The organism is Paenibacillus sp. 203 (assembly GCF_037027525.1).
GTDB lineage: Bacteria > Bacillota > Bacilli > Paenibacillales > Paenibacillaceae > Paenibacillus > Paenibacillus polymyxa_B.
Window position 1 is genome coordinate 286954 of the sequence record NZ_JAXCHD010000003.1, and the last position, 20198, is coordinate 307151.

Annotated in this window: 20 protein-coding genes; 14 read left to right on the forward strand and 6 right to left on the reverse strand. The window is 45.6% G+C overall.

The features are described 5' to 3' along the window. Positions 1-23 precede the first annotated feature (23 nt). The 3 genes from WA407_RS07715 to WA407_RS07725 all read left to right on the forward strand — a co-directional run bounded on the left by WA407_RS07715 (position 24) and on the right by WA407_RS07725 (position 2731). A complete protein-coding gene (locus WA407_RS07715; RefSeq protein WP_061831576.1) occupies positions 24-494 on the forward strand; it encodes a MarR family winged helix-turn-helix transcriptional regulator in 471 nt (156 codons plus the stop codon). Positions 495-759: 265 nt separating this feature from the next. Further along, complete coding sequence (locus tag WA407_RS07720) at positions 760-1245, forward strand: MarR family winged helix-turn-helix transcriptional regulator (RefSeq protein WP_336077081.1); 486 nt, start codon at positions 760-762, stop codon at positions 1243-1245. Next, on the forward strand, positions 1229-2731 hold the full coding sequence (locus tag WA407_RS07725) for a DHA2 family efflux MFS transporter permease subunit (RefSeq protein WP_336077082.1): 1503 nt from the start codon (positions 1229-1231) through the stop codon (positions 2729-2731). Before WA407_RS07720 ends, WA407_RS07725 begins: the two co-directional genes overlap by 17 nt. 134 nt (positions 2732-2865) lie before the next feature. On the opposite strand, the gene WA407_RS07730 is transcribed toward WA407_RS07725, so the two are convergent. Together WA407_RS07730 and WA407_RS07735 are read right to left on the reverse strand one after the other, a co-directional pair. Continuing rightward, positions 2866-3612 carry an RluA family pseudouridine synthase gene (locus WA407_RS07730; protein WP_254349745.1) on the reverse strand — a complete coding sequence of 249 codons (747 nt, stop codon included), beginning with the start codon at positions 3610-3612 and terminating at the stop codon, positions 2866-2868. 9 nt (positions 3613-3621) lie between these two features. Beyond that, on the reverse strand, positions 3622-4485 hold the full coding sequence (locus WA407_RS07735; protein WP_028540694.1) for a class I SAM-dependent methyltransferase: 864 nt from the start codon (positions 4483-4485) through the stop codon (positions 3622-3624). A 499-nt stretch (positions 4486-4984) separates the two neighbouring features. On the opposite strand from WA407_RS07735, the gene WA407_RS07740 reads away from it, so the two are divergent. The 10 genes from WA407_RS07740 (at position 4985) to WA407_RS07785 (ending at position 16013) form a co-directional block, all read left to right on the forward strand. Further along, positions 4985-5443 carry a flavodoxin gene (locus WA407_RS07740; RefSeq protein WP_069289771.1) on the forward strand — a complete coding sequence of 153 codons (459 nt, stop codon included), beginning with the start codon at positions 4985-4987 and terminating at the stop codon, positions 5441-5443. Positions 5444-5463: 20 nt separating this feature from the next. Further along, complete coding sequence (locus tag WA407_RS07745) at positions 5464-6276, forward strand: hypothetical protein (RefSeq protein WP_254328453.1); 813 nt, start codon at positions 5464-5466, stop codon at positions 6274-6276. A gap of 356 nt (positions 6277-6632) precedes the next feature. Then, positions 6633-7286 (forward strand): HlyD family secretion protein, encoded by a 654-nt coding sequence (locus WA407_RS07750; protein ID WP_061831582.1) that lies wholly within the window; start codon positions 6633-6635, stop codon positions 7284-7286. A gap of 15 nt (positions 7287-7301) precedes the next feature. Next, complete coding sequence (locus WA407_RS07755; RefSeq protein ID WP_235309639.1) at positions 7302-8819, forward strand: DHA2 family efflux MFS transporter permease subunit; 1518 nt, start codon at positions 7302-7304, stop codon at positions 8817-8819. A 69-nt stretch (positions 8820-8888) separates the two neighbouring features. Continuing rightward, positions 8889-10355, forward strand: a complete 1467-nt coding sequence (locus WA407_RS07760; protein WP_336077083.1) for an efflux RND transporter periplasmic adaptor subunit — start codon at positions 8889-8891, stop codon at positions 10353-10355. 235 nt (positions 10356-10590) lie between these two features. Continuing rightward, the gene (locus WA407_RS07765) at positions 10591-11433 is read left to right on the forward strand and encodes an STM4015 family protein (protein ID WP_235309640.1); all 843 of its coding nucleotides are present in this window, start codon (positions 10591-10593) and stop codon (positions 11431-11433) included. Positions 11434-11498: 65 nt separating this feature from the next. Then, positions 11499-12839, forward strand: coding sequence for an STM4014 family protein (locus WA407_RS07770; protein ID WP_235309641.1), 1341 nt, complete (start codon positions 11499-11501; stop codon positions 12837-12839). After that, positions 12832-13614, forward strand: a complete 783-nt coding sequence (locus tag WA407_RS07775; protein WP_061831587.1) for an STM4013/SEN3800 family hydrolase — start codon at positions 12832-12834, stop codon at positions 13612-13614. Before WA407_RS07770 ends, WA407_RS07775 begins: the two co-directional genes overlap by 8 nt. 69 nt (positions 13615-13683) lie before the next feature. Then, positions 13684-15102: an STM4012 family radical SAM protein gene (locus WA407_RS07780; RefSeq protein ID WP_235309642.1), complete on the forward strand. Its 1419-nt coding sequence runs from the start codon at positions 13684-13686 to the stop codon at positions 15100-15102. Continuing rightward, a complete protein-coding gene (locus tag WA407_RS07785) occupies positions 15099-16013 on the forward strand; it encodes an STM4011 family radical SAM protein (protein WP_235309643.1) in 915 nt (304 codons plus the stop codon). Before WA407_RS07780 ends, WA407_RS07785 begins: the two co-directional genes overlap by 4 nt. A gap of 118 nt (positions 16014-16131) precedes the next feature. Here WA407_RS07785 and WA407_RS07790 read toward each other — a convergent pair whose 3' ends face one another. From WA407_RS07790 to WA407_RS07805, 4 genes are all read right to left on the reverse strand, one after another. Next, complete coding sequence (locus WA407_RS07790; RefSeq protein WP_013310599.1) at positions 16132-16410, reverse strand: YxcD family protein; 279 nt, start codon at positions 16408-16410, stop codon at positions 16132-16134. Positions 16411-16413: 3 nt separating this feature from the next. Continuing rightward, positions 16414-16869, reverse strand: coding sequence for a hypothetical protein (locus tag WA407_RS07795; protein ID WP_336077084.1), 456 nt, complete (start codon positions 16867-16869; stop codon positions 16414-16416). Positions 16870-17021: 152 nt separating this feature from the next. Beyond that, positions 17022-17594 (reverse strand): PadR family transcriptional regulator, encoded by a 573-nt coding sequence (locus WA407_RS07800; protein WP_235309644.1) that lies wholly within the window; start codon positions 17592-17594, stop codon positions 17022-17024. Positions 17595-17845: 251 nt separating this feature from the next. After that, positions 17846-18409 (reverse strand): beta-class carbonic anhydrase, encoded by a 564-nt coding sequence (locus tag WA407_RS07805; protein WP_061831592.1) that lies wholly within the window; start codon positions 18407-18409, stop codon positions 17846-17848. A 173-nt stretch (positions 18410-18582) separates the two neighbouring features. Here WA407_RS07805 and WA407_RS07810 point away from each other — a divergent pair, with 173 nt between their 5' ends. Beyond that, on the forward strand, positions 18583-20100 hold the full coding sequence (locus WA407_RS07810; RefSeq protein WP_336077085.1) for a carboxypeptidase M32: 1518 nt from the start codon (positions 18583-18585) through the stop codon (positions 20098-20100). Positions 20101-20198: the final 98 nt, after the last annotated feature.

Below are 20198 nucleotides of genomic sequence, written 5' to 3' on the forward strand. Positions count from 1 at the left end.
GTTATCTAAAGGAGTGAGGCAAAATGCAAACGACCGAATTTGCAAAAATCTGGTCCAGAATGGCTAAGGATTATAAGGTTCATATGGAGCAGCAACTGGCTCCATCACTAACCGAAGCTCAACTTACGGTGCTGGAGGTTTTGAACGAATACGGCCGTATGAAACCGTCTCAACTAATCCCATATCTCGCCACCACACCAGCCGCGGTTACGATGCTGCTGGATCGGATGGAACGGAATCGACTGGTCACCCGTTTCAGAGACGTAAAAGACCGTAGAATTGTATGGATTGTCATTTCGGATCAAGGGAGAGAAGAAGTAGAGCGTGGATTACGAATACGGGATGATTTTCTGGGTTCTGCACTAAACCGAATTTCTCAGCACAATCAAAATTTGCTGGTTTATTTGTTGGGGAAAATTACAACGAAGGCGAAGACTTCAGTATCGGCAAGTGAGACTGAGGGAGTAAAGGAACCAATAGAGCGAGCAGAATAACTAGAATGGTGGCTACATGAAAAGTAGCTGTACGCAGCAGATTATCATTTTAAGGCAAATAGGAGTGCGCGGATGTAAATACCTATCGTGGTATTCATACCGCGCTTTTTTGTGTTGAAGTATAGATGATATTTGGGTGAATGTTGACATTTACATAAGAGATGATAAAATAATAGTTATAAATAAATAACAATTCGTATACAAATAGTTGCTTGTTTATGTTATATGGATTGTGAATTGGGTATTAGAAAGAAGGATGGTTTCAGTGAGTGACAGAGAGGAAGACAGACTTGAGGTGTACCGGATTATTCAATCGGTAAGGGAGGTTAACAAAACGATATTTTATGCCTTCTGGAATGAGGAGCAGCATTTGGATCTGACGGCCATTCAGCATATGGCTTTGGCAATTCTGAATAAACGCCCCAACATCGGGTTATCCGAGTTGGCAGACATAGCGCATGTGGGAAGCAGCTCTATGAGTGGAGTGGTTGACCGCTTGACCAAGGCGGGATATATTGCTCGCGGACGGCATGAGCATGACCGTAGATCCTTAGTGTTGACGCTTACGCCGGAAGGGAAAGATATCATGCAAAAAGTAGACGCCATGTGGATGGAGCGCATCTTGCCCATTCTGGACATCCCGAAGGAGCAGCTAGAGATGGCCATGGATATCCATAAACAAATGATCATGAAATTAACACCGAAGGGAATGAATCAACTTGAGCAGTCCTCAAATGACACTACCAGGTAATGTACGCAGAGCACCCATTGTGGCCGCTCTGTTGATTGGCGCGATTGTAGCGATATTAAATCAGACGTTGATCAGTGTGGCTTTACCGAAAATGATGAGTGATCTGAATATAGATGCCAATATAGCTCAGTGGCTCAGCACGGGGTTTATGCTCGTGAATGGGGTATTGATCCCGGTGACCGCGTTCTTGATTGCCCGTTTCTCTACTCGTAAATTGTTTATTAGCGCGATGACTATTTTTTCAATCGGCACGCTGTTATGTGCTATAGCGCCAAGCTTCAGCGTATTGCTGATCGGTCGGCTTATTCAGGCCGCGGGAGCAGGTATCATGATGCCCTTAATGATGGTCGTTATCTTGAACATCTACCCAATAGAGCGTCGTGGTCGGGCGATGGGAACCTTGGGGATTGCGATGGGTTTTGCTCCAGCCATTGGGCCAACCTTATCCGGTTATATAGTACAGCATTATGACTGGCGGGTTTTGTTCTGGATCATCCTGCCGATTTCAGTGATTTCGATTGTGATCGGATTTATTTTTCTGAAAAATGTAACGGAGCAGTCCAAGCCAAAGCTGGACATTCCCGGCATCATTTTGTCTACGCTCGGTTTCGGTGGACTATTATACGGCTTTAGTGATGCAGGAACATCAGGTTGGGGAAGTATTCCTGTCCTGTCTACGCTTATCGTTGGGACAATTGCGCTTATTTTGTTTATTGTCCGCCAACTGAAGGCAGATGAGCCTATGCTGGAGTTCCGTATCTTTAAATACGATGTATACAGCTTGACGACAATCATTAATGTGATTGTGACGATGGCTTTGTACGCCGGTATGATATTGCTTCCGATTTATTTGCAAAATATTCGGGGTTTTACACCGCTCCAGTCCGGTATGCTGATGTTACCGGGAGCGATTCTGATGGGGCTCATGTCTCCTGTAACGGGGGCTATTTTTGACCGAATCGGAGCACGCTGGTTGTCTGTAATTGGCTTGCTGATCATGGCTATAACGACTTGGGAATTTACAAGGTTGACCGAAACAACCACCTATATGACACTGTTAATTAATTATACGGTGCGGATGTTCGGGATGTCGTTGCTGATGATGCCGATCCAAACGGCCGGGTTGAATCAGCTTCCGCAACGATTGAATGCACATGGTACGGCAATGAGTAACACGCTGCGTATGATTTCCGGCTCGATTGGGACAGCAATTCTGGTGACAGTGATGTCCACACAAAGCAGCAACCGCTTGACATCGATTGTTACGTCTGAGGGACTAAACGTGACGGATAAAGCGGGGATGCTGGCTGCAGGTAATCAAGCCACGATTTATGGGATTAATTCGGCTTTTATCATTGCAACAGCGTTGAGTGTGGCCGCTCTGATTTTAGCATTTTTCATCAAAAATACGAATGCACAAAACGCCCAACCCCGTCAACAACTGGTAAACAGCAAGAAAGGGCAGTCCGTGGCTTCCTCATCATAAAAGGATGAGATGACGCATTAATTTAATTTTCTGCAAACAAAGAACCTGGAATGCATGTTTGTTCACATGCGTTGCAGGTTCTTTGTGCAAATGGGGTCGAAGATCGATATTCAGATAGAGCAGGGCTTTCCGATTCAAATTTCAGACGTAATCATGTTCTCATAAAGCGACCTTGGCCATTCATTCCATGGAAATTGGACAGGAGGTAACGAGTGAAATCTCATATCGTCCTTGCTAACCGGATGCGGTGCTCCAGCGAGTAAGGACCAGAGCGCCAGCTGTTGACCGGGTCGACTCAGATGACCGCCATATTTTTGGTCACCGTAGAGGGGACAGCCGATCGCCTGCATTTGCACACGAATTTGGTGTGAGCGTCCGGTGTGCAACTTAATCTGCACGAGACTGAGTCCATCTGCTTGTCCGATCACGTAGTACTCCAAAATGGCTTCTTTCGCACCAGCTGTGCCAGGTCGAACCGCTTGAACCGTGTTGGTTCGGCTATCCTTTAGCAAGTAATGGGTTAGACGGCCCTGTGGGTCCGTCGGAACGCCATTTAGAACTGCGGTATACAGTTTGTGAAAATGACGACTTCGTACTGACTCTGACAGGCGAGAAGCAGCTTTGGACGTCTTAGCAAAAATCATGGCCCCACCTACAGGCCGATCCAGTCTGTGAACTAAGCCCAAAAAAACGTTACCAGGCTTATTGTGTCTGATTTTTAGATCTTCCTTGAGTAAAGACAACAGATCAGGATCACCACTGGCATCCTCTTGCGTTGGAACATTGACAGGCTTTACAACTGCCAAAACATGATTGTCCTCATATAGGACAGGAATGTTCGGCTGTGCATGCTCATGCCGGGTAAGTTCATTTTGAGTCATAAGAGGAATTTAAGCCTCCCAGCGTCCGAGAATACCACAAGGCAAATTCAATCCCGAGCGTGTGATCGGCAATCCGATTTCACCAGCGCTAATTTGTCCGCCGTACTTTTGTTGCATGGTCATGCTCAGCATGTTGCGCAATACAGTAGGCGAAATACCTGTAGTATAGGAGTTAATCAGCATGAACAGCGGTTGATCCGAAATGATGCTCATGCAGGATTCGAGAAACGGGTATAAGCTTTCTTCAAGCTTCCAAGTTTCTCCGTTCGGTCCGCGTCCGTAAGAAGGAGGGTCCATGATAATAGCATCATAACGGTTGCCCCGACGTTGTTCCCGTTGCACGAACTTGAATACGTCATCCGTAATGAAGCGTACCGGACGGTCAGCCAGACCGGACAATTGAACGTTTTCCTTTGCCCACTGTACCATGCCTTTGGCGGCATCCACATGAACTACACTGGCTCCTGCATACGCAGCAGCAGTCGTGGCTCCTCCCGTGTATGCAAACAGGTTCAGTACGGAAATCGGCCTGCCTGCGCCTTTGATTTTATCCATCATCCAGCTCCAGTTCGCTGCTTGCTCCGGAAAAAGACCGGTATGCTTGAAGCTGGTCGGTTTAATGTGGAATTTAAGCGGTCCATAGCTAATTGTCCAGCGCTCGGGGATAGGTTTTTTCATATCCCAGTTGCCGCCACCGGAGGAACTACGGTGATAATGCCCATGAACATTACGCCATTCGGCTGTTTCCTGGGCCAAAGGCCATATGATTTGCGGATCGGGACGACGCAAGACAATATCACCCCAACGTTCCAGTTTTTCACCACCGCCTGTATCCATTACTTCATAGTCTTTCCACTCTTGTGCTACATACATGTACAATCCATCCTTCAGCAGTCAATTCAGGATTCAGGCAGCAAACTGCACAGAAATCCCCATATGGAGTCTATTGTACAACAAACCTCAGCAACAATCGAATGATTATATAAATAAGTAAGTAGTCAAATGGTCTAAAATATTTTTTCTCGGATGTACTTGTAATTATAGCGCTTCCATATTAAAATGAAATCAATCCCACTTGTACGTACAACAATCCGTTTTTTTATTAAAATAATAAAAACGGATTGAATTGTACATACATAATATTTTTTATCAACACAGCTGAAATTCTACTTAATTAAACAAGCCTCTAATTTAATGTGCTTATCCATAGAGTTTATCAGCCAACAGTCGCATGTAATGCGGCTGTTTTGCGTATATCTCCCCAAGAATAAAGCTAGTTTTTGAAATTAATATTTGACAATGAGAATCATTATCAAATATTATTTGAGTAACAGGGAGTGAAAGCATCCCATATTTCAAATAAAGGTGAGGGATGAACTTGGGTAAAATCATGATTGCTTATGCCAGTTTGACCGGTAATACAGAGGAAATTGCGGAATTGATCGCCGAGGGTGTTCGTCAGGCAGGGCATGAGGCGGAGTTGAAGGCTTCGTATGATTGCAGCGCGCAAGAACTGCTTGCATATGACGGGTTCCTACTGGGTGTATATACATGGGGAGATGGTGAGCTTCCTGATGAATTTTTGGATTTTTACGAGGAACTAGACGAACTTGATTTGTCTGGTAAAAAGACTGCAGTATTTGGCAGTGGAGATACATCTTATACGCAATTCTGTGGCGCAGTGGACTTGGTAGAGGAAAAAGTCAAAGAACGCGGTGCATCGGTCATTCAAGAGAGTCTGAAGATTGAATTCAATCCATTGGATGATGACAAGGAGAATTGCCGAGCTTACGGAAGACAATTTGCACAGGCTGGTATTGAAGTGTCCTGAGAAGAGAGTGAGGGATAGGTATGCGCAATAGCGATAGCTTAAGCGGCTTTCCTCTTCTGCACGACTATCAGCTAGAGGAGATGTGGAGAACTCCACAGCCAATCCGTCAATCACAGAGGAAAAGAGGGCGTGAGGGCTGGAATTGGCGGCAACGGGTTCAATATGCAGTAGGGCATGCGCTCAACGAATACTTTGGAATGGAAGTAAAGGTACGGCGGGAAGTCCCTGTCCAGTATGTGCTGGAGAAATGGTGGCCCAAGCAGTCAGACAACTTTGAATCTTTGTTCCATTATTGGGATGTCAAAAATAAAGTGTCAGGTGAGTTGTCAAAAATTTGCGGCTTAAATAATGACTTGATGGTGCCTGTGATGCTGTATGAACAATTTTGTACGTCTGTGCCTGAGTTAGAGGTCAATATTTCGCTTATTGTTCAGGCTGCTTGGCAACTATCAGCAGAAGTAGATTCCCTGCTCATTCAAAAGTACATCGTTGACTATAATCCTAACGTTGTCAGTACATTCCAACATATGACAAATGTATTTTGTTATTATGCATTTGGAGCTCTTCCTCAGCTTATTGAGGTATACTGTCTGCTGGAAGGCAAAAAGGTTCGCTTCATTCCGGGACCTGCTTCTTTACAGCAATCTCTGGATTACGTACGGCTATTACGGGATTCCAAAGAGGATGTACATGGGACGGCAGAACGCTGCCGTTGCGGGGGGTGCATAGGGGAGCAAGTTTCTCAGGGAAACAGAATGAATAAGAACACGAAGGAAGGGCAGGAGGCGAAAAACTGCAAACAACGGTCAGCTGTACCTGCGCCTTTCTCTTAACGTTACTGTGTAACCCTTTAATTGTAAACTATCCCTTTTCGTGAAAGAACCTTGGAAACAAGGTTCTTTTTTATGAAAAAAAATTATGAAAAAACTGAAAATTTATGTTGCCTGAATAGATAAATATATCTATAATATTTCAATGTACAATAGTTATATGAAAATATTTAAATATAAAAGGCGGTTTGTGGACCATGGATCAGGTTGTCCTATGTACATAAGATAGTCCTGTCTTTTGCATGGAATGTTGCCATGTGTTTATTTACGTTCTCTATTTGGTTTAATGGCCTAATATTTCAATTTTAAAATATTAGCGTTGAATAATAAAAATTTTTTGGACAACAGGGGTGGAAGAAGTGAGTAAGAAAACTGTATTGCCAATCCTCATTGTACTGCTCATTCTGAGCGGTGGAGCTATTGGCTACTATTATTGGTATCAAGCAACACACTTTGTTAAAAGTGACGATGCGCGCATTCAAGCCGATCAATATAAGGTAATGCCGCAAATCTCTGGAGAAATTAGCCACATTGATGTGGAAGAAGGAGATGTTGTTCAGCGTAATGAACCGATTGCCGAGCAGGATGTATCGGGGCTGGATGCGAGCATGATCAGCAAGTCCGTACTGCGCGCGCCGATCAACGGAACCGTCATTAAGATTTATTCGAAAGAACATGAAATCGGATCGCCGGGTAGTGCTGTTGCAACTATGGTGGATATGAACAGCTTGTACGTATCTACGAATATTGAAGAAACTGATATTAACCGTATTAAACCAGGACAGCTTGTTGATATTACGCTTGATGCAGCAGGTGACCAGGTGATTCAGGGTAAAGTTCGTAAAGTGGGCGAAGCCTCCAACGCCGTGTTCTCACTCGTTCCTGCAGTGAACACAAGTGGTAACTTTAACAAGGTGACTCAGCGTGTGCCTGTAGAGATTGCTGTGAACAAGCCGAAGGATCTGAAACTTATTCCTGGAACGAACGTGGAAGTAAAAATTCATACACCTTAAAAAGGAGGGGTCCATGTGGCTGCCAATGATATTGCTGCTGCTCCTTCGACAGATTCTTCCAAAGAACGCTGGCTTGCCTTTTTCGCTATCGTTTTAGGCGCCTTTGTCGCCATTCTGAACAACAGTCTGATCAATGTCGCCATTCCTAGATTGACGACAGATTTAGGATCTACGACGACACGTATTCAGTGGGTTATTACAGGTTACACGCTTGCATCTGGTGTAATCGTACCGATTACCGGATATATGGAGCAGCGCCTCGGATACAAAAAGTTTTTGATTCTTGCGCTCAGCGTATTTTCGCTGGGAACGGGAATATGTATTTTTGCATGGAGTGATTCTTCCCTGATCGCAGCACGGGTGCTGGCTGGTCTGGGCGGTGGTGTTATTATGCCGCTGAGTATGACGATTATTTACAAAATTATGCCGCGTGAACAAATCGGTATGTCCCTTGGTATATGGGGGATCGCCGCAATGGCAGCGCCGGCTGTAGGGCCTACGCTCAGCGGATATTTAATTGAGTGGTTTAACTGGCGATTCTTGTTTATTGTCAGTGTGCCAGTTGCTTTATTTGCAATTTTAATGGTTATTCTTCTAATTAAAGAACCGCCTAAAGTAGAGCCGAAGCCGTTTGATCTACCGGGCTTTTTGCTGGCGGCAACTTGTGCCGGAACACTCTTGTACGCATTGACAAACGGCCAGCGTGATGGCTGGACTTCCTTTGGAATTGTATCCCTGCTGTTTATTGCTTTCTGGGCACTTGTTTTTCTGATCTATGTAGAAAGCGGCAAGGATAATGCTGTAATTGAAATCTCATTATTCAAGAATTCAAAGTATACGATTAGTGTAATTGCCTCTAGTCTGGTCATGATGGGGATGTACGGAGGAACGTTCCTAACACCGTTGTTTTTGCAAAATATCCAGCGTGTGTCACCGATTGATACCGGTATTATCCTCATTCCACAGGCCATTGCCATGGCGGCTATGATGCCTATTGCCGGGAAGCTATTCGATAAGTTCGGCATTGTGCCTTTGGGACTTGTGGGCCTGACGCTAACCAGCTTTATGACCTATCATCTTCACCAGCTTACGCCAGATACTTCGCATGCCTGGTTGGAAACCGTAATGGCATTACGGGGTCTGGGAATTGGTATTTGTATGATGCCATTGTCCACGGTCGGCATGAATGCCGTTCATCCGAGCAAGGTAGCCAATGCGTCTACAGCGTCCAATCTGGTACGTACTGTGGCTGCATCTATGGCGATTGCGGTGTTAACCGCCATTATGCAAAGCCGTTCGGCTGCTCATGCCCAGCAAATTTCGGAGTCCATTACACCAGACTCGGCTCATGCGCTTCAAGCGACATTGGGCAGCTCATGGATGTCATCCATAAGTAGTTTAATTACACTGGATGCTACATCAAGAGGAATTGGGGATACGTTCCTCATTTCATCCATACCGCTGTTTTGCACAATTCCACTCATCTTTTTGTTTATTCAGAGGAAGAAAGCAAAGACACAGCCGGAAGCTTAATAAGTGAAGTACAAAATATCGACTGGATGACTTACATTATTTCCACGGACAGAAAGAAAGGGAATTATCATGAAAATATTGAGAGTAGAAAGTACATTAGCGGCTTTAGTGCTCGGCGGCGCAGTGCTGGCAGGCTGCTCCAGTAATAGCGGGGCGGCTCAGGACATGGTCGTTCCGGTTAAAATCAGCCAAGCACAGCAAGGCATCATCGGACAGGGAAATATTTATACAGGAACGGTAACACCTTCGGAGACGGTGAACATTGTGCCTAAAGTGGGCGGTAAAGTGGTTGAACTGCCTGTGGATATTGGCTCCGAGGTTAAAAAGGGTCAAGTACTGTTCAAGCTTGATGATAAAGACATGCGGAATAATGTTGCGAAAGCTCGCGCCGCAGCAGCTGCGGCAGCAGCCGGAGTAAGTACCGCTCAAGCATCCCACGAATCTACGATGGTTCAAGCAAACTCGGGCTTAGTGCAGTCCAAGAGCGGCGTGATTCAATCCCAAAGCGCAATCAATCAGGCACAGGGGGCTATTAATCAAGCCACTACAGCCGTAGAACAAGCAACACATGGTGTCTCCTCGGCAGCCAATACGGTGAAACAAACGCAGCAAGCTTTGGCAGATGCACAGAAGAATGTAACACGTACACAAAGTCTATTCGATGCAGGTGCGAGCACTCAAGCACAATTAGAACAAGCCAAAACAGCAGTTGTGAATGCGGAAGCGGCTTACAATAATGCACAAAATGCGCAGGCTAATGCACAAGATCAGTTGGTAGCTGCGCAGAAGGCCTTGACTACAGCTCGCAACAGCTATGATTCAGCAAAAAATAGCTACAGTAATGCCAATAGTGGCTACAGCAATGCGCAAAACCAACTCAAAGTATCTCAAAATACTGCGGTCATCGAGTCCAGCCAACAATCTCTTAAGCAGGCTCAGCTGAATGTAAACATTGCTCAGGATGCATTGGATGACACCGTTGTTACATCACCGATTAATGGTATTGTGGGTACGAAAAATGCAGAAGTGGGTGAAATGGTATCCGCTCAATCTCCTGCGCTGGTCATTGCGAATCTGAGTACGGTCAATACATTAATCTATGTTCCAGCGGAACAGATAAACAATGTAAAAGTAGGTGACAAGGTACAGGTTCGTGTTGCAGCGTCCAACATTGTAACAACAGGTACAGTTAAAAATGTAAGCCCGTTGGATGCAAATGGAAAAGGCTATCCTGTAAAAATCTCAGTTGCGAATCCAGACACAAAATTGAAATCCGGCATGTTGGCTGATATCAGCTTTGTCGCTGCCAATGCACAAGAAGGCATTGTGGTTCCTACTGCGGCAGTTCAAAAGGATCAAGGTAAAGAATATGTATATGTTGTAAACGGAGACCATGCAAAACGTAAGGAAGTGAAGACTGTTCAGACGGCAGGTTCACAAACACTCGTTACCAGTGGCTTGAGCAATGAGGAGAATGTGATCGTGAATAATCTGGCATTGCTGTCCGATAACTCACCGATTACAATTAGCCAATAATTTGGTTCTAGAATTACTACTATATAATAGTAGAAGTTTATTATAGACATATGCGCAAGACAGCCTGCTTAGTGGGCTGTCTTGTTTTGATTTCATTGAGCACATTTTACATAGGATTGATGTCGATATAGGACTATTTTTGACGAACATTGGTAGAATAGGATAGACTAAATTGGAAATAGATAGTTTTCAAGATTTATTACATTCTCAGATAAGTGATCGGAGGAATTGTAAGATGGAAGTAAAATTGGTAGTGGATTTTGAAGCTTATGAGAATGGCCAAACGATGGCTAAATTGCTTGAGGAACTGGCAGCCAAGCCGGAGAGCGCGGAAGTTACGGATCTGATCATTGGAGATTGGGGTGGAGCCTATGAGAGCTCACCAGATGATTTCATCCCAGTGTTAGTGAAGCTTAAAGATCATTTCCCTAAGTTACGCAAGCTGTTTATTGGTGATATGGAATATGATGAGTGTGAGGTTTCATGGATTAACCAGACGAATCTATCCCCGTTATTAGAAGCGTTTCCAGCGTTGGAGTCCTTTCATATCAAAGGAAGCCAGGACCTGAGTCTGGAACCACTTCGTCATAACCACCTTCAGGAATTGGTTATTATTTGTGGCGGCCTGCCTGTGAGCGTTCTTCAGCAAATACACAATGCAGAACTGCCTGAACTGCGCAAGCTGGAACTGTATTTGGGTGTCGATAACTATGGTTTTGACGGTAACCTGAAAGATGTTTTGCCGTTTTTGAATAGCAATCCTTTCCCCAAACTTACATACTTGGGACTGAAAGATAGTGAAATACAGGATGAAATTGCGATTGCAGCAGCTAATGCCCCTGTGATTGGACAACTGGAAGTGCTGGATCTCTCACAAGGTACGTTGTCTGATAAAGGTGCAGAAGCGCTGCTGGCTAGTGAAAGTATAAAAGGGCTGAAGCATCTGGATTTGAGCTATCATTATATGTCTAGTGAAATGATGCAACGTTGGAAAAGCTCGGGTCTATCTGTGAACGTGGAAGATCAACAAGAAGCGGATGAGGAAGATGATTGGCGTTATCCATCACTGACTGAGTAATTTGTACAAATGGACTTAAAACGGACTGTTTTCAAAATTAAAATGATCTAAAGTGAGGCGGCTCTATGGTTAGAATGTCAGACTGTAATGTCAGCGAGCCGTTTATCTTGTTCGGTAATCCGGGTAATCGTCGGACTACCGGATTACAGGAGGCGCGAAGCAGATTAATGCTTCCACCCGCTCTGGAGGTTTCCTATAAGAATGTGCTGGAAGCTATTCGGCAGAAACAAGGTCTGAGCGAGCTGATGGCGCGAATAGCTGCGCGAGCTACGCATGATAGCGTGAATGGCAGTTCCTTTGTGCAAGAGAGCATTGATCAGTTACTGGCGGGGCAGATGAACAGTGGTCCGCTGCTTCGTCTGGATGCACCGGGCGAAAGTTTTGAGGTAGAGCGTGAGTTGATTGCTCTGGGCGCCTCGGATGGTGAGGGAGACGATTCTCTGTTACCATGGCCCGAATGGACACAAGGAACAGGTATATCGGCGGCAGAAGCGCGACGTCTGCAGGAGCAGCACGGTCGTATTTGGCACCCGGCACAATGGTTCCGGGGCTATTGCCGTCTGCTGGCCTGGCTGCGGGATGAAGTGGCTCTGCTCTGGCCCTCGTCATACTGGATGAACGATCCGGCGGAAGTGGCCGTGATGTTCGACAAACGGCGTTGTAGCGCCGATTTAAGCAAGGCAGATATAAGAGTCCCGCCAGTGCTTGCATCTTCAGGTGGTGCATTTCATGATGTTGTCGATCTGCACGCGGCAATAAAGGAGAGCGGGTTTCACCGCGTATTTGTGAAAATATTTTGTGGGTCTGGTGCTTCTGGTGTCATGGCCTATCAGGTACATCCCCATACACACGCGGAACTGGCGGTGACCACGATTGGAACGGAAATCATACGCGGACAGCGCGTGTATTATAATGCCGGACGACTACGTCGTTATACGGATAAGCAGGACATTCATGCTATCCTTAACTGGCTATGCCTGGAAGGGGTACATGTAGAGCGCTGGATTCCCAAAGCGACCCTGAACGGGCGTGTTTATGATGTGCGCCAACTCGTGTGCGGATCAGAAGCTTGCCATGCGGTTTTACGTTTGAGCCACAGCCCCATTACGAATTTGCATTTGCGTAATGAGCGGCTCTCGCTGAAGGAAGCCGGATTACCACAGAATACGGTGGAATCGATCCAGCATACGGCGAAAGCCGCTATGAGTGTTTTTCCAGCCTCCATGGTTGCTGGACTGGATGTGCTGGTTCCGGCTCATGGCGGTCGTCCCTATGTATTGGATGTTAATCCGTTCGGTGATTTGCTGTACCGGGTTGAGCATCAGGGTTGGAATCCGTATGAATGGGAAATGCAGCACCTCGTTAATAGGAGCGTGGGTACGGAAAGGAAAGACAGATATGATTGATATGAACCAAATTGTCGGCTCTCATGATATTGTCATGATTACGCTTGATACTCTGCGTTATGATGTAGCAAAGCTGGAGGAAGAGAACTGTCCGAATTTGTGCGGCTCCGGGTCGTGGGAAAAGCGTCATACACCGGGTAGCTTTACCTATGCTGCACATCATGCCTTTTTTGGCGGATTTTTGCCGACTCCAGCGAATACGGATAAGACTTCACATATCCGTCTGTTTCACACAAAGGATACGGGACTGCGTACGCATCCACATACCTGGCTGTTCGATGCCCCGGATATTGTGTCCGGGCTAGAGGGTGAAGGTTATCGGACCATCTGTATCGGCGGCGTTATTTTTTTCACGAAGAAAAATAAGCTTGCCAAAGTGCTGCCAGGGTATTTCCAAGAAAGCTACTGGCGTATGAACTTTGGCGTTACCAACCCCCGTTCGACGGAGCATCAGGTGAATCATGCTCTGAAACTGTTGGGGAATACAGACCCGTCGCAGCGCTTGTTTTTGTTTCTGAATGTATCAGCGATCCATGGGCCTAATCATTATTTTGTGAAGGGCTCAGCTAAAGATTCAGTGGAGTCTCAACGAGCAGCCTTGCGGTATGTGGATGGTGAACTTGGACGTTTGTTCGATGCTTTACGAAATCGGGGCAAGACGTTTTGCATGGTTTTTTCCGATCATGGTACAGCTTATGGGGAAGACGGCTATGAAGGACATCGTCTGGCGCATGAGGTAGTCTGGAATGTGCCTTACCGCGAATTTATATTATAAAGCAAATAGAAATATAGATTGCACTAGTAAAATATCAAAAAATCAATCCAGCGCGAGGAAGGAGCAGAAATGAAAGCCATGAATCTGAATCACTCACATCCAACGGGTGCGGTAGCCCCGGAGATAGACACAAACTTAGCACCCTCTAGGTTTCAGTGGCCTGAAACTCCTGCTGAATGGGCACGCACGATCCGTGAAGCTCCCTACCGCTCCTATCTGTACTCTTACCCGCATAAAACGGCCTATCGTTCGTTTGATACACCGCTCTCATTGCAGGAGCTGTGGGAGAAGGAGGAGTTAGAAAGCTATTTTTTGTATATGCATATTCCGTTTTGCGCGGCTCGCTGTGGATTTTGTAACCTCTTCACTTTGCCGGACAAGCGTCTGGATGTACATAAGGAGTATGTGGATGCGCTAGAAAGACAAGCCAAGCAATGGGCACCCATTATGGGCCGTCGGCCTTTTTCGCGTTTTGCGATCGGCGGCGGTACACCAACCTTACTGGAGGCTCCTTTGGTGGAGCGTTTGTTTGACATAGCGGAAAATATAATGGGACTGGACCCTAAACGAGCTTCTATTTCGGTGGAAACCTCTCCCGATACTGTGACTGAGGATAGGTTGGAGGTGCTCAAGCGCCGCGGGACAGATCGTGTCAGCATGGGAATTCAGAGCTTTGTGGAATCAGAAAGTGCCGCCATTTACCGACCTCAGAAGCCCAAACTTGTTAGAAAAGCACTTGAGCGGCTGGTGGAATACAACTTTCCTTTGCTGAACGTGGATCTGATCTATGGCCTGCCTGGTCAAACGGTGGAAACCTGGCTGTATTCTTTAGAGGAAGCACTGTCTTACTCGCCAGGAGAGATTTTTCTTTATCCGCTATATATTCGAGAAAATACGATTTTAAAGCCAGGCTATACCGGGCTGGATCATGATATTCGTCTTAGCTTGTATGAAGTGGCGCGCGAACGGCTCAAACAGGCAGGATATGTACAATATTCCATGCGCCGTTTTGCAAAAAATGATGGTTTATCCAGCAAAGAGCTTTTGCCCTACAGTTGTCAGGAGGAAGGTATGGCTGGTCTGGGGTGTGGTGCGCGATCCTATACACGTAATGTTCACTATGCCAGCCGGTACGGTGTTAGTGCAGCAGCTACGCGTAGTATTATCGAAGATTATGTTGCTGCGGAACGTCATGATCTGGCTGACTACGGCTTTATTTTAAATGTGGATGAGAGTAAGCGACGCTTTATCTTAAAGGCGCTTCTTCATCGGGAAGGTTTGGAGCTATCGGCCTATGCAGAGCGCTTCGATGTATCCCTGTCGGACGATTTTACGGGAATGTCATTGCTGCTGGAATCCGGTATGGCTGTCGTCGAGGAGGGTAGGCTGCGACTTACAGAGGAAGGAATGGCCTATTCCGATGCGATTGGGGACTGGATGATCTCCACATCAGTACGTGAGCGCATGGAAGGATATGTAGGCGCATGAGAGCGACCTTATATTATCGTGGTTCGTTGACCTCGTGCAACTATGCCTGCCCATACTGTCCGTTCAGTAAAAACGTTGATAGTCGGGAAACGTTGAACAAGGATCGGGCCCAGTTGGAACGTTTTGCCGATTGGGTACGAGAACAGGGCGCTCTGGGGCATCGTCTCTCTATTTTTTTTAATCCGTATGGAGAAGCCTTGATTCATTCCTGGTATCGCAAGACCATGATTGAGTTTTCCCACATGGCGCATGTGGAAAAAGTGGCGGTACAGACGAATCTATCGACTAAGCTGGATTGGACGCAAGAACTGAACCCGGAGACTGCTGCGCTGTGGGCTACATATCACCCTGGAGAGACGAAAGAGCAAGTTTTTATATCGCAGGCTATGAAGCTATATGAACTTGGCATTTCCTATAGTGTCGGTACCGTCGGGTTAAGACAGGCATTTCCGGCTATTCGTTCCTTGCGATCGCAACTTCCAAGGAATGTTTATTTGTGGATCAACGCCTACAAGGATCGTCCACATTATTATACAGATGCTGAGGTTGCTGAATTAACTGCGATAGATACCTATTTTCAATGGAATTTAAAGGATTATAGCAGTCAGGGGCGGGCATGTCGCGCTGGTGAAGATGTATTTTATGTCCAGGGTGACGGAAGAGTAAAACACTGCTATCAGGATCGACGGGTGCTAGGACACTTATACAGGGATGGTCTTGAGGGTCTGAGTGGCAAACGTCCGTGCCGGATGAAAGAATGCGGCTGCTATATCGGCTATATTCATATGGTGGAGCAGCCGTTTCGAGAAATGTACGGTAGTGGCTTACTCGAAAGGGTGCCGCAGGTACAGCTATCTCCGGTTCCATCATTTAGCAGACAGGCTATTCATAGAGCAAATGAATCCATATAACAAGGTACGTCCGCGTCTAAATGTAATGCTATAGCAACCCTAATGATCTATTGGAAAACGAGCAAAAAAAACCGACCCTTGCCATCAAGCAAAGGTCGGTTCTTCTTATGCGAAATAATCAAGTTTGGACAATAGCAGTAATTTCTTCATCCAGATCCAATCTGATTTGTTCGCGATAGGCACGAATATTGTATTCGGAATACAGATATCTCAGAATTGCTTCAATCATGTTGGCTTCCACCAGATATTGACTACGGCCCTGTACATGGACTTCTGCGGAATAACCTGTATCCTCTTCCCAGCTTAATTCTACTGTTACATCAGTGGGCTGTACACCTTTGCGTTCAGCCATATGCAAGCAAATAGCGTTGACAATTTCATCCATACTCAAAATCATAGCTTAGTAACGTCCTCCGCGGGAATCATCGGGTCTGCGACGATTTTTAATAGCACGGTAGATACCTACTCCGGCCATGATCAGGACGTAAATGGCGAGAACGTTAACGGCCAGACCAAGCAAGCTACCCAATGCGCCCATGTTGCCGAACAATCCGCCGAAGAGCATACCTGCCAAACCGCCCAGCATCATACCTTTCAGGAATCCGCCGCCACCGCCAAGGAATCCACCAGTTCTGTTTGTATTCCCAGCAGTTGCTCCTGACTTGGTTCCGCTATCTGACTTATTGACGCCACTGCTGTCATTTGCCTTGCTTGGTGTAGATTGGTATGATTTAGGCCCGGATTTAAACCCGCCGCCTCGCCTTGCATCAGCTGTAGATGGTGCGATCATAGCAATGAGTAGGGTAAGAGCCATCATCAGCATCATCATATTTTTCAAAGTAAATGTTTTTTTCATGTAAATATATCCCCCTTAGTAAATTTTTTTTATAGGTCAAACAACCGCTAATCAGTAATACGAATGGCATGGAAAAGGGTTTCAAAGAATTTTAATTTTTAAAAATTAAATAATAACGTCCCATAAATCCTATGCATGGATTGGTAAAGCATTCAGCTTTGCGGCTTAAGTAAAAACGGATTAGTATCCGTACTGACATCACCGGCAAGCAGCATACGCAGAACCATTTGGCACCATTCCAGACCTGCTTTAGCATTCAAAAGTCCTTTTTGTACTAAAATATAGTCACCAAAGGTCTTACTGCCAAAATGTAAATTCTCTGCTGGAATGTCGTTCAAAATATCCTCAAGATGCTGGATTTTCTGAATAAAATGACGTTTGCGTTCCTCCAGCATACGATTGGCACTACTTTTGTCCGTCAACCAAAGACAGAACAGTCGAAGACTTAATTCATCCCGTGTAACCGGAGCAGCTAACGCTTCCTGGGACCATTGCTGAAGCATATGGATTCCCTTGTCGGTAATGGTATACATTTTCTTATCAGGCTTGTCGGACTGCTGAATCCAACGAGAGGCTAGCAGTTCCTTGCTCTCCATACGGGCCAGTAGCGGATAGATCTGACTGTGCTTAGCCTGCCAAAAAGGCTGAATACGCAACATCAGATCATAGCCGGAGGATTCCTCTCTTGCGAGAAGCCCCAACAGACCATACGATAGTAAATTCATAGATCTTATCTCCTTCATCCATCATAGTAACGGTTGTAACAGCACTGCGGCAGGTATTCTGCAGCTTCATGAAAAGTGTACACTGAAACTGTATGGTTTGACAACTTTCAGACAGGTCGTTCACAGGTTAGCCAAAATTGGCTCCTGTCATTCTCCACGTATATGCGCTTTTTTTCATAAAAAAGGGTAGTTTAGGCTCGTATGTACGAGCTTAAACTACCCTGGTAACTTTCTGCCGAAGCGTATCCTGTTTACTGTTCATTCCCGTCAACGACAAGCGTTAACGCTCCTGTATCTGGATGAATAACCATGCCGTGAACGGGGGCATTAGGGGGGAGAAGCGGGTGATTCTTAATAAGCTTCACGGTAGTTCTTACCCCTTCTTCAATGTTATCAAAACCTTTCAACCATTTATTTAGCTTAATGCCTGAATTTTCTAATGTGTTCAGCACTTCCTGAGAAATTCCGCGATCGAGCATTTCATTGACCATGTGGTCTGCATTTAATGCAGCCATACCGCATTCATAATGGCCTACGACGACGACTTCGTCTGCTCCCAGCTCATACAGGGCGACTAGCACACTGCGCATTACGCTTCCAAAGGGCTGTGAAATAATCGCACCCGCATTTTTGATGATTTTCACATCACCGTTGCGCAGGTTCATAGCTTTTGGGAGTAATTCCGTTAGCCGTGTATCCATACAGGTGATAATGACCATTTTTTTATTGGGGAACTTGCCCGTTCTATAGGCCTCGTATTCTTTGTTTTCTACGAAAACACGATTGTACTCTAAAATTTCTTTGATGTGATCCACGATTGTTCCCTCCAGATTCTAATAAAGTTTGATATGTACAGTCCAACGTTTGTTTTAGGTCTTAGGAGCTGGTCGTACATGTTGTGTGTTGATTATACTTTTTAATATAAGTATCATCAAGTATAGGTATTGTAAAGTTTTAACCATTTTAAGTTAAAGAGGTGACCTCAAATATGACGCAACAGACGTTGGATCAATTGACGGCTTTAAAGGAGCTTGCACACAAAATTAGTAGTTATGGCGAAGCAGTAGGTCTGCTGCACTGGGATTTACGGACTGGCGCTCCGCGCAAGGGCGTTGATATTCGGTCGGAGACGTTGGGTATGCTGTCCACTGAAATGTTCAAGCTGATGATCTCGGATGAAATGGGACAATTGCTGCAATTTTTTGCCGTAGAAGACAAGCTGAAGCAACTGGAGGACAATGATCGCAGATTGGTGGAGGAATGCCGTAAAAATTATGAACTGAATCGTTCGGTTCCGGCAGACCGATACCGGGATTATAGCATTCTTGCAGCACAGGCAGAGAGCAAGTGGGAGGACGCAAAGGAACATAGCGATTTTGCCGGATTTGAACCGTACTTGTCTAAAATCGTAGACATGAAGCGTGAATTTATCGGCTACTGGGGGGTTAAGGATACAGAGTATGACACGCTTTTGGATCAATATGAGCCGGGGATGACGGTTGAAAAGCTGGATGCTGTGTTTGATCGTCTCAAGAAGCGCCTTGTACCCCTATTGTCTAAAATTCAGGCTTCATCGAACCAGCCGGATAAGAGCTTTTTAGATGGTGTGTTTGATGTGAAGCAGCAGGAGAAGTTCAGCCTATTCATTTTAGGACAGATGGGGTATGACTTTGACGCAGGTCGTTTGGATGAGAGTGTACATCCTTTCGCAACAGGATTAAATCCAGGTGATGTGCGTATAACAACTCATTATCTGCAAGATGATGTAACCAGTGCTATTTTCAGTTCTTTGCATGAAGGAGGTCATGCGCTGTACGAACAAAATATTGCTCCAGAGCTGGCAGGATCACTACTGTCTGGAGGAACCTCTATGGGGATTCATGAATCCCAGTCCCGCTTGTGGGAGAATAAAATCGGACGCAGTCGTGCTTTCTGGGATCGGTATTACGATGATTTGCAAAAGCATTTTCCTGATCGTTTGGCAAAGGTTACGGCAGAGCAATTCTACCGGGCAGTCAACCGTGTGGAAAATTCACTGATTCGTATTGAAGCGGATGAGCTAACATATAATTTACATATCATTATCCGTTATGAAATTGAAAAAATGCTGTTTAATGAAAAGCTGGATGTGAAGCGTCTCCCCGAGGTGTGGAATGCGAAATATAAGGAATACTTGGGACTTGTTCCACCGAATGACGGACTGGGCGTACTTCAAGACGTTCACTGGTCCGGCGGTGATTTTGGTTATTTTGCTTCCTACTCACTTGGCAATATGTATGCAGCGCAAATTTTGGCGACATTACGCAAAAAGTTGCCAAATCTGGATGAATTAATTGCTACTGGAGAGCTTGAGCCGATCAAGCAATGGCTGACCGGACGTATTTACCGTTACGGCAAGAGTCGGACGCCGTCCGAGTTGATTGTAGCCATTACAGGTGAGGATCTGAACCCGGATTATCTCGCCGACTATCTGGAAGAGAAATATACCTCCATATACAAGCTGTAAATCATATAGCATCTACCCCGCGTTCCCGGGCGAACGTGGTTTTTTTTTTTGCAATTAACCAATATATCGACAATGGCATAACAATATATGAAGTCAAC